This is a genomic window from Geobacter sp., from assembly GCF_030834625.1.
In the GTDB taxonomy this organism is placed as follows: domain Bacteria; phylum Desulfobacterota; class Desulfuromonadia; order Geobacterales; family Geobacteraceae; genus Geobacter.
The window spans coordinates 44312-52644 of sequence record NZ_JAUQXO010000028.1; the positions used below are offsets into that span (position 1 = coordinate 44312).

Sequence of the window (8333 nt, forward strand, 5' to 3'; positions counted from 1 at the left end):
CGAAGGAGGTAGATCATGCGCCGTTTCTTTTTCACACTCCCCCTTGCTTTTCTTACAGTTTTCGCTTTCACCGTTCCGTTTCCGGGGTCCGTCTGGGGAGCACCGGACGTTGGAGTTGAGAGCAATCGTAGCACCGAGCAGGATCGTGAACGGTCTGGGAGCATCAAGCGGAGCAGGGACAATAAAGACTCGAAGGGGAATCGCACCCAGAGAAGCAGAAGTACCGGGACTGATAAACAGGTTCAGGACGCCTTGCGGAAGGTAAGGCAGGCTATGCAGAGCAGCAGCGCAGATGTGCAAATGAGTCTCGAAGCCGTTTTTCTCAACAAAATTTTGGAGTTAGAGGAGACAGCAGAATCTTTCAAATCGTGCCGAGTTATGAGCAATCCCCGCCTCCCTGCTTCCTTCGGGTTATCCGCAGAACTTGCGCCGGGGGCTATTGACAGCATAAAAAGTCAATACCTTCAGCAACTTGCCGCTTCAAATGGCAGGGTTTCAGACGTGGCAGACGAGCAAGAAATCCTCCAATATAGGGACTGTCTCGCCCTGTACGGGGCTTTTATCGGAACGGCATACTTGAACCTTACCGGAGCGGTGGAGCAGCTTAAAAGCGATTCTGGAACGATTGGACATGATGATATTTTGAAATTAGCGGCTGAGGCCCTTGATAAAGCGTTGGCTAAGGGGGTAACAGAGGCCAAGGGAGTAAAAGCCCTCCACGAGCGGATTTTGAAGGCTCAGGGGCCATGTTTTTTCGACAGCTCCGTGACGAATATTAAGTGCGGTTTTTCCTCGCTTGTTCTGGGCGGTAAGCCCCAACTCTATGCCGGGTCTATCCCCATTTATGGAGCAGGTTACAGCGGCTTCACAGGCACCTATCGAGTTTCAAGGGCGTGGAGTTATTCAGACGCCATTGAAGCCCTCAAAAGCACTTCAAAATATTCAAAAATAGCAACAGATGTCAGTACTTACACCGAAAAACTTGAGTCTAATGGGAAGGCATACGAAGCGGCTCTTATCAAGAAACAGGCCATCAAAGCCGTTTTTTCTCATAAGAAGAACCTGAATGTTTCGAATCTCCAGTAGCATAAAACCATTCTCCTTCTTAAAAGCCGGTTTTCAGGGGGCCTTGTGCCCCCTTTCTTCTTGGCTTCCCTCCATATAGCCTCACCTATTTCCCCTCCCAAATACCAAATTTCATCCCATAACACCTTAATTTCACCTTCTTTCTTCGCATATATCCCTTCAAAGAACCGGAAACGGGAACAAAAACAACGGATATGGAGGAAAAAGCAATGAAAAAGCTGACTATTGCAACGGTATTGGTAGCGGGAACGATGACTTTAACGGGTTGCGTGGGGTCCATCGTGCAGGGTGTGGGAGCAGCGGTGAAATTCGCAAGGACCGACACGGAGCTATGCGAAAGGCTTGAGATCGGCAAAACCAACGAGGCAGAGGTAAGGGCCATGTTCGGTGCGCCGGATACCTCTGTACCCCTGAAAACAGGCGAGAAGATGAAGAAATACAGTCGGGGCAACGTCAAGGTGGATCTTCTTTTCGATAAGTCGGGCGTTCTCACCGAAGTAAAACAGTGCGGAGTACCGGAAACAGACGAACCGCCGAGGGTTGTAAACCCCCTCGCTTTTGAGCAACGGTAAGGGGGGAGGCCATGAAGAAAATAATTTTGGCTTTCTCGCTTGTCCTCTCACTGGCCGGAATAGTTCAGGCACAACCGTACACGTTGGCAAATATCGGCAGGGACAGCCTTGGAATTGAAATAGGGGGCAGTGACTTCATCTTCGGAAAGGGTCTGTTGGCTTCCGAATTTTCCTTGAGAAACACCCACGATGCCCCGGAAAGTTGGGGGGCTGAGTCCATTGGGAAGTCCTACAACTACGCTCCTGAAGTCGGTTTCTTGGTCAAAACCGGATATACCGTTACCCCGCTTAACCTCACCGTTTGGGCCGGAGCAGGGGCAAGCTGGCAAAACAAGGTAGATATCGGGTTTACAGGGGCCTCAGATAAATTCCACAAATATTTTCAGGGAGCCGGGGGGCTGATGTATCGGTGGAATCGTGCCCTGATCCAGGTCGGCTACAACAACCGAAGGGGGGTGGTCGGTGGACTGGGGGTGACGTGGTGAAGAGCCTCAAAAAAGGAGTAGATACGAGGGTATATGATGCTGAGTTGCATGTTGCTTTCAAGGTTCTGGAATGTTGCAAGTGTGGGCGGTGTGGAGAGGCTAAAGCGGCTATTCGAGAGGCTGAACGGCTGATTCGGTATCTTGAAAGGGTGAAGAGGGGAGGAGGTGAGAGCGAGGAAGAGACGGAGAGAGGGAGGAAACAGGGGGTAAAGATCGATGCTTCAGAGTGGAGGCAACAAAAATTGTTTTAAGCAACTTCAGAGGGTTTTCTAACCCCGAAACCCGGCATTTAGGAAAGGAATTTCAATTTTAGTGCCGTGGAGATATGAAAATCGGTGAAATTATCCAACAAAAACCAAAGGCGCTTTTAGAAGGGAGGTTCAAATGAGCCTCCCTTTTTCCTTTCCAAAATTACTTTCTCTCTTACAGGCCAGCTTCAAAATAATCCGGCCTTTCATACGCTTATCGAAACATCATCCCATTAAACATCCATGTGACAAAACTTGACACTCAAGCATCATGCAAACTCACAGTCAAATACAAAACTCATACAAGATATGTGTATATACGATAGACATATATTTGACAGACATTCAATAACAGTGTCAAAAAATGTTAGTCCAAACAGATATATATACAGAATATGTCTCTTATCATGATTAATTCAAACTATAGTCAAATACATTATTCATATTCTATAAAGTAAATTGTTGCTGTCTAATTATTTTCTAAACCTACATAATAGGCTTAATAATTGGCATAGACAATGTATATATAAAGACATACAAGGACAATATATTACTGAAAGGATAAGACAATGCTTAAAATAAGTACCTATATCACTCAAAAACAATCAAATTATCTAAAAAAAATTCAAGACGATACTGGTATTAGCCCATCCGAAAGCATTAGAAGGGCACTCGATGCATACATCTTAAAGACAAAACGCAATATTAAAGGAGACAACCATGAAAACTAAAATCAAATATGAAAAAATTGTTAATAGAACATCAATCCCCGGCGCTCCTGAATTCTATTGTTCAATTGTTGAGCTGATAATGAATCTGAAAGAAAGAGGCGAAATCAGCCAGAGCCAATACAAAAAATACAATATCCGGGATTTGATGCTGATCGAAGGACCAAAGCCAAATCTCTCTATTAAGCGTTTAGCAAAATCCCACGGAATAGAAATCCCTGAAGGACTCTTGTAAAGGAGATAAGCCATGCTCACAGATACCATTAAAAAATCAATCCTGAATATCATAAGCCAAAACCCTTTATCAGTGCTTGCCATCGGTATTATCACCCTTGGTGTTATAACCGGCAAAGGACTAGAAGTAACTGCCATTGTAGCAGTGTTTCAAACCCTTTTCCGGCAAAGCAATTGCCAGCAATAGAGGAGAAGCTACCATGACACCACTTTTCATAGGAAAAATTGAGATAACACCTACCGGGGGAATCCGGATCGTCGGCCCTCTCGTGAATACCCATACAGGAAAGAGAGAGGAGGAAAGCCCCGATGACCCGTTCTAAGCCCTTTGCCTTCCTCCTTTCCTTCTTCCTCTTCGGAATAGCATGGTGGGACTGCGTACCTACCGGCCTCAGTTTCATCTGTTTCGGAACTTTCTGATCCTTATACCCTCCCCAAACCCTCTAACATACCCTCCACCATTCCCCTCCTCAGAAAAGCCCGTAAAAAGGGCTTTTTCATTTTCCCCCTTCCTCTCCCCTTATTTCCTCTTCTGAAATTGCCCAGAGCTTAAATCTCAGCTTCCAAGAAGCATATATCCCTTCAAAACCAACCCACAGGAGGGAGACAGACATGAAAAAAGTAATTTTGGTGGCGGCAATGGCAATGGTGATGGTGACGGGGGTAGGTGCGGTACAAGCAGAGGAGGCGGCGGAGGTTCCGGCAGGATATGAGGAAATGGGGCCTCCAATTTCGGCCATGATGAAGCCTGATAAAGGAATTTTTGAAAATTCCGTTTCCTTCTTCAAGGAGGCGGCAGGGAGCGTGAACCCTGAATTTACAGGGAGATTCTATCTCCGTGGAGGTCAATTTTCGCAGAAGATGAAGGATTTCAAGCATAGTATTCCCTTCGGTGGACTCGGAGCAGAGGGCGATATCTCCGTTTTCAAGTCGCTGAAACTCATGGGGAAACTGGAGGGAGACAGCTCTTTTGAAAATACTGATGGATATAAGTCCTTCTCAATCGAGGGTGGTGCAGGGGTAGATTTGGTTCCGTTTGTTCCCTTCCTGAGCGAGGTATATAGCAGCATGGTACCTTTCTACTCCTTTGGGCATAAGCTGTCGTTTTTCAACAAGAAGCAGGACGATTATATTTTCGACGAGGACCGGCCTTTTGAAAGCCGTTGGGATATTTCTTATCACCGCCTTGGACTCAAAACGTCAACAAACGTCGGGGGCTGGAGTATCGGACTGAACGGCGGGATGATCATGCCGACACGGGTAAAGAACGTGGAGGCGGGTCAGGTAGAGTATATGGTGGGGGAGGAAATACGAGTGCGAAATATTACCAGAACGCCCAAAATCGAAGCAAAAAATTCATATTTCGGTGGTCTGGACGTAAAGAAAGGGCGCTTTGTGGGCGGTTTGCAGTATGAGGGGTTACGGTTCGACACCACAACTGGAGGTGAGACTAGCAGTGAGAAAAACGACACGTTCACCTTGAAAGTGGGGTGGGAATTCTGATCGTAAAGTGAGACAGATGAGAAATAAGCCCCCTTCGCTTTAAACGGAAGGGGGTTTTTGACATCTTGAAAAATAACTTATCTTCGGAGAAAATACCCTGAGTCCCATGGAGGTAATTCAATGAGTGAAAGATCAATCGAAGTAGTATTGGATATCCAAAAAGGAAATCTGATAAATGCTGAGAAATTCTTTGCGCTTCCCGAGGATAAAGTATTTAAAGGACGCAGAAAACTGGAAGAATATAACCAACGTAATGAACCACTACTTGTATGTTCGTGTTGTTACCAACCAGTAAAAATTAGAGGCAGGGAGCAGGGATTTATATCCATTCATTTCGCACATTTTGTTGATAGTGGAGATTGTCCATACAAATCCTACAATAAATATACAAAAGACGAAATAGAACGAATGAAATACAATGGAGTAAAAGAAAGTCCTCTCCATAAGAAGTTGAAATACTTCATTACTGATAGTATTAAGTTAGATAATAGATTTTCAAATGTGAAAACAGATGAGGTTTATAAAGGCAATGGCCTCTTAAAGGAGTGGAAAAAACCAGACGTATCTGGCAAGTTTAACAATACTGATATTGTTTTTGAAATACAATTATCCACCACATTCCTTAGTGTAATCGTAAAACGTGAAGAGTATTATAAGAAAAACAATACCTTTATTATGTGGTTCTTCAACCAATTTAGCACAGACGAAGACTCACAGAGATTCACAGAAAAAGATATAATCTATTCAAACAACAATAACGCATTCATCATCAATAACGAAACAATATCTATCACTAATGCGAATAATAAATTTATATTCGGATGCTACTACATAGAGCCGTATTTAGAAAATAATTGTGTTAAACGCAAATGGCAATATAAGACTGTAAGCATTGATGAATTGAAGTGGGATTATGAAAACTACAAAGTGTATTATTACGATTCTGAAGGTGAAACTAAAAAACTGAAGAACAAGCTCGAATATAGTTTCATCGAAGAATTCAAGACATTGATTATAAATGAAGATAATTTTGAATGGAAAGAGAGATATAGGTTATACCAATTATATGAGCATAAATTTGCACAGAAAGGTATTTTGTTTGAAGCAAGCAGCACAGCCTTGAAGAAAATTATTCAAGCAATATTGTGTCTGAAATTAAACGATAAAATAGGTTACGAAAATGATAATGTGCTTGGTTTGTCTAACACTATATTGGAATACAGAAAAGAATATTACGGCATTTATATCAAAGCACTAAAATGTTATAACAAATATAATGATGTATTACAGCGTGACGAGAAAAAAGGAATATTCAAGAAGAAACTCAGTAAACTTCAATCCGAAAAAGTAGAACAAGAAACTAGATATAACAAGCTATTCCAAATCCTGTTTCCAGAATTAATAATCTAGATAATCGAAAGACATTTTTCTATCTTGTTCTAAAGAAAACGCCCTCAATTTTTCTTTATCTTTATTCTGGCATTGATATCTATTATCAATGAACAAATTAAGTTCTCTAATTCTGATACCAATAGCTTGTTTTGATAGGCCAAATATTTCTTGTAATCCTTTGATGGTGTTGGAAAAATCATTTTTGCTGCTGGGATTGTCGTTTAGATAAATTTTCCCGAGGTTTCTGTTGATATCGATATTTCTCTGTACGCTGATAACTGCTTCATAGAAGGCCACACGAGGCATTAACAGTGATGCCGCAAAGACTTTTGCATGATGTTCAAGCCAGTCTATTGAGGTTATCAATTCCTTTTTCTTGCTGATAAATTTCGATTCATCCTTATCCCAAAAACTAAACTCTCCATCTTCAAATGAATCAATGGTTTCTTCCTCGTTATCGCTGAATATCTTTCTGTGCCGATGGAGCCGCCAATGTCCGATTTCATGGGCTGCTGTCATGAAAAAAAGCGGTTCATCATTGTGTACAATTTCACTGTCCAGAATAATGGTATTTTGGCTCAGGATCGTTTTCCCACGTATTTTGTTGAGGCCACGGAAACCGAGTTCATCAGAGATGGTGAATTTCAGACCGTGATTATCAACAAGATACTGAAGGATGCTGGGAATAGGGACTTTTGAGGGGAGAGTAAGGCAGGAGGAATCAACCTCGCCAAGAAGCTGATAGGCTATCGCTTCGATTTCTTCATCCGATAATACCGGAACACCATTGCTCTTGAATTGCATTGGATCGCTCCTTTTCCCTATCCCGGAGAGGATAACTGTCTAAAATCGTTGTTACTGTAAAATTCCACGCATTACAAGCAATAAAACCCCGCTTCATTCATCTCTCCACTTCGTTTCGATATCAATTCGCTGAAAACCACGCTTCACGATTCCGCTCCCCTCCATCGTCAAGCTGAACCCTGAAGCTAAAATAATTTTACCCCTTATAAGCCAAGGTGTTGCCTTTCGGCACTCCATCACGCTTCCGCTTCCATTCACCTTCATCCCTTGCCGCTTTTCAATCGCCCCGCCAACGAAACACCCGTTGACATGCCGCTTGACGCTTACGGTCTTCAGGTTCCCTACGCTTCAGCAACCCCCTGTTTGTGCTGTCTCGTGCGCCATTCGTCCCTTTTTCAGAGTTTCACCCCGCCCGAATAGTGAGCGGGGGTGAGAACTCAGAAAAAAGGGACTCAAAAAAAAGCGCACGATCCAGATACCCATCATTCATCGAGGGGGGATCGAATCTAGAAAAAAGGGAGGAGCCGACCATGAAGAAGAGCGTAGCCGACATGATCACCGAGCAAATTATCTCAAAGTTGGAGCAAGGGGAAATACCGTGGCGAAAGCCATGGAATGGTGCAGCACTCGCCCCCCGGAACTTGACAACCGGCAAACCTTACCGGGGAATCAACGCTTTCCTTCTCGCTTGTGCTGGTTTTTCCTCCCCATACTATCTCACCTTTAAGCAAGCTCAAGAGAGGGGTGGGAATATAAAGGCCGGATCAAAAGGGCTTCCGGTGGTTTTCTGGTCCAGGGTGGAGGTGGAAGATCGGGAAACGGGAGAGGAAAAAGAAATTCCTTTCATGCGGTATTACACCGTTTTCAATATTGAACAATGTGAAGGGATTGAGGCCCCCGTAATTGTCCAACTTGAGAGAGAATTCAACCCCATTGAGGAGGCCGAGCGGATCATCTCCGAAATGCCCCGCTGTCCGGAAATCAGAACAGGGAGTAAGGCCAGTTATTCACCCGTATTCGATTATGTCACCATGCCTAAGCAGGAGCTTTTTCACGGTGATGAAGCATTTTATTCCACCTTGTTTCATGAGCTTGGACATTCAACCGGCCATGTCTCCAGATTGGGCCGGAAGGGAGTGACGTTGAGTGGACCCTATAGTCAAGACAATAAACCGTCGAGTTTAAGGTGGTGCCCGGTCGCGCAGCTGACCGGCGCTGCCCCAGTTTTGAGCGTGGTTTTACGCTCAACAAATTTGTCCACGATTCTTGCTCCGCCGCCGC

At 43.9% G+C, this 8333-nt stretch carries 11 protein-coding genes; 10 read left to right on the forward strand and 1 reads right to left on the reverse strand.

The features are described 5' to 3' along the window. Positions 1-15: 15 nt before the first annotated feature. From RCH91_RS07700 to RCH91_RS07740, 9 genes are all read left to right on the forward strand, one after another. Positions 16-1086: a hypothetical protein gene (locus RCH91_RS07700; RefSeq protein WP_306534055.1), complete on the forward strand. Its 1071-nt coding sequence runs from the start codon at positions 16-18 to the stop codon at positions 1084-1086. 209 nt (positions 1087-1295) lie between these two features. Further along, positions 1296-1658: a hypothetical protein gene (locus tag RCH91_RS07705; protein ID WP_306534056.1), complete on the forward strand. Its 363-nt coding sequence runs from the start codon at positions 1296-1298 to the stop codon at positions 1656-1658. An 11-nt stretch (positions 1659-1669) separates the two neighbouring features. Continuing rightward, positions 1670-2143, forward strand: a complete 474-nt coding sequence (locus RCH91_RS07710) for a hypothetical protein (RefSeq protein ID WP_306534057.1) — start codon at positions 1670-1672, stop codon at positions 2141-2143. Beyond that, entirely contained in the window at positions 2137-2394 is a 258-nt protein-coding gene (locus RCH91_RS07715; RefSeq protein ID WP_306534058.1) for a hypothetical protein, read from the forward strand. The genes RCH91_RS07710 and RCH91_RS07715 overlap by 7 nt, the downstream gene beginning before the upstream one ends. A gap of 717 nt (positions 2395-3111) precedes the next feature. Further along, positions 3112-3354, forward strand: a complete 243-nt coding sequence (locus RCH91_RS07720) for a hypothetical protein (RefSeq protein WP_306534059.1) — start codon at positions 3112-3114, stop codon at positions 3352-3354. Between the two features lie 12 nt (positions 3355-3366). Then, a complete protein-coding gene (locus RCH91_RS07725; RefSeq protein ID WP_306534060.1) occupies positions 3367-3540 on the forward strand; it encodes a hypothetical protein in 174 nt (57 codons plus the stop codon). A 13-nt stretch (positions 3541-3553) separates the two neighbouring features. Then, complete coding sequence (locus tag RCH91_RS07730; protein WP_306534061.1) at positions 3554-3676, forward strand: hypothetical protein; 123 nt, start codon at positions 3554-3556, stop codon at positions 3674-3676. 289 nt (positions 3677-3965) lie between these two features. Further along, positions 3966-4856, forward strand: coding sequence for a hypothetical protein (locus RCH91_RS07735; RefSeq protein ID WP_306534062.1), 891 nt, complete (start codon positions 3966-3968; stop codon positions 4854-4856). A 120-nt stretch (positions 4857-4976) separates the two neighbouring features. Beyond that, the gene (locus RCH91_RS07740; protein ID WP_306534063.1) at positions 4977-6266 is read left to right on the forward strand and encodes a DUF6035 family protein; all 1290 of its coding nucleotides are present in this window, start codon (positions 4977-4979) and stop codon (positions 6264-6266) included. Here RCH91_RS07740 and RCH91_RS07745 read toward each other — a convergent pair. Continuing rightward, positions 6255-7052 carry an ImmA/IrrE family metallo-endopeptidase gene (locus tag RCH91_RS07745; RefSeq protein WP_306534064.1) on the reverse strand — a complete coding sequence of 266 codons (798 nt, stop codon included), beginning with the start codon at positions 7050-7052 and terminating at the stop codon, positions 6255-6257. The two genes, RCH91_RS07740 and RCH91_RS07745, sit on opposite strands and share 12 nt — an antisense overlap. A gap of 530 nt (positions 7053-7582) precedes the next feature. On the opposite strand from RCH91_RS07745, the gene RCH91_RS07750 reads away from it, so the two are divergent. Beyond that, on the forward strand, positions 7583-8333 hold a 751-nt coding region (locus tag RCH91_RS07750), incomplete at its 3' end, for an ArdC family protein (RefSeq protein ID WP_306534065.1).

Bases quoted from the DNA above. Each gene is read 5' to 3' on its own strand.
- RCH91_RS07720 (WP_306534059.1), top strand. From the start codon at position 3,112: ATGAAAACTAAAATCAAATATGAAAAAATTGTTAATAGAACATCAATC.
- RCH91_RS07705 (WP_306534056.1), top strand. From the start codon at position 1,296: ATGAAAAAGCTGACTATTGCAACGGTATTGGTAGCGGGAACGATGACT.
- RCH91_RS07740 (WP_306534063.1), top strand. From the start codon at position 4,977: ATGAGTGAAAGATCAATCGAAGTAGTATTGGATATCCAAAAAGGAAAT.
- RCH91_RS07745 (WP_306534064.1), bottom strand. From the start codon at position 7,052: ATGCAATTCAAGAGCAATGGTGTTCCGGTATTATCGGATGAAGAAATC.
- RCH91_RS07730 (WP_306534061.1), top strand. From the start codon at position 3,554: ATGACACCACTTTTCATAGGAAAAATTGAGATAACACCTACCGGGGGA.
- RCH91_RS07710 (WP_306534057.1), top strand. From the start codon at position 1,670: ATGAAGAAAATAATTTTGGCTTTCTCGCTTGTCCTCTCACTGGCCGGA.
- RCH91_RS07700 (WP_306534055.1), top strand. From the start codon at position 16: ATGCGCCGTTTCTTTTTCACACTCCCCCTTGCTTTTCTTACAGTTTTC.
- RCH91_RS07735 (WP_306534062.1), top strand. From the start codon at position 3,966: ATGAAAAAAGTAATTTTGGTGGCGGCAATGGCAATGGTGATGGTGACG.
- RCH91_RS07725 (WP_306534060.1), top strand. From the start codon at position 3,367: ATGCTCACAGATACCATTAAAAAATCAATCCTGAATATCATAAGCCAA.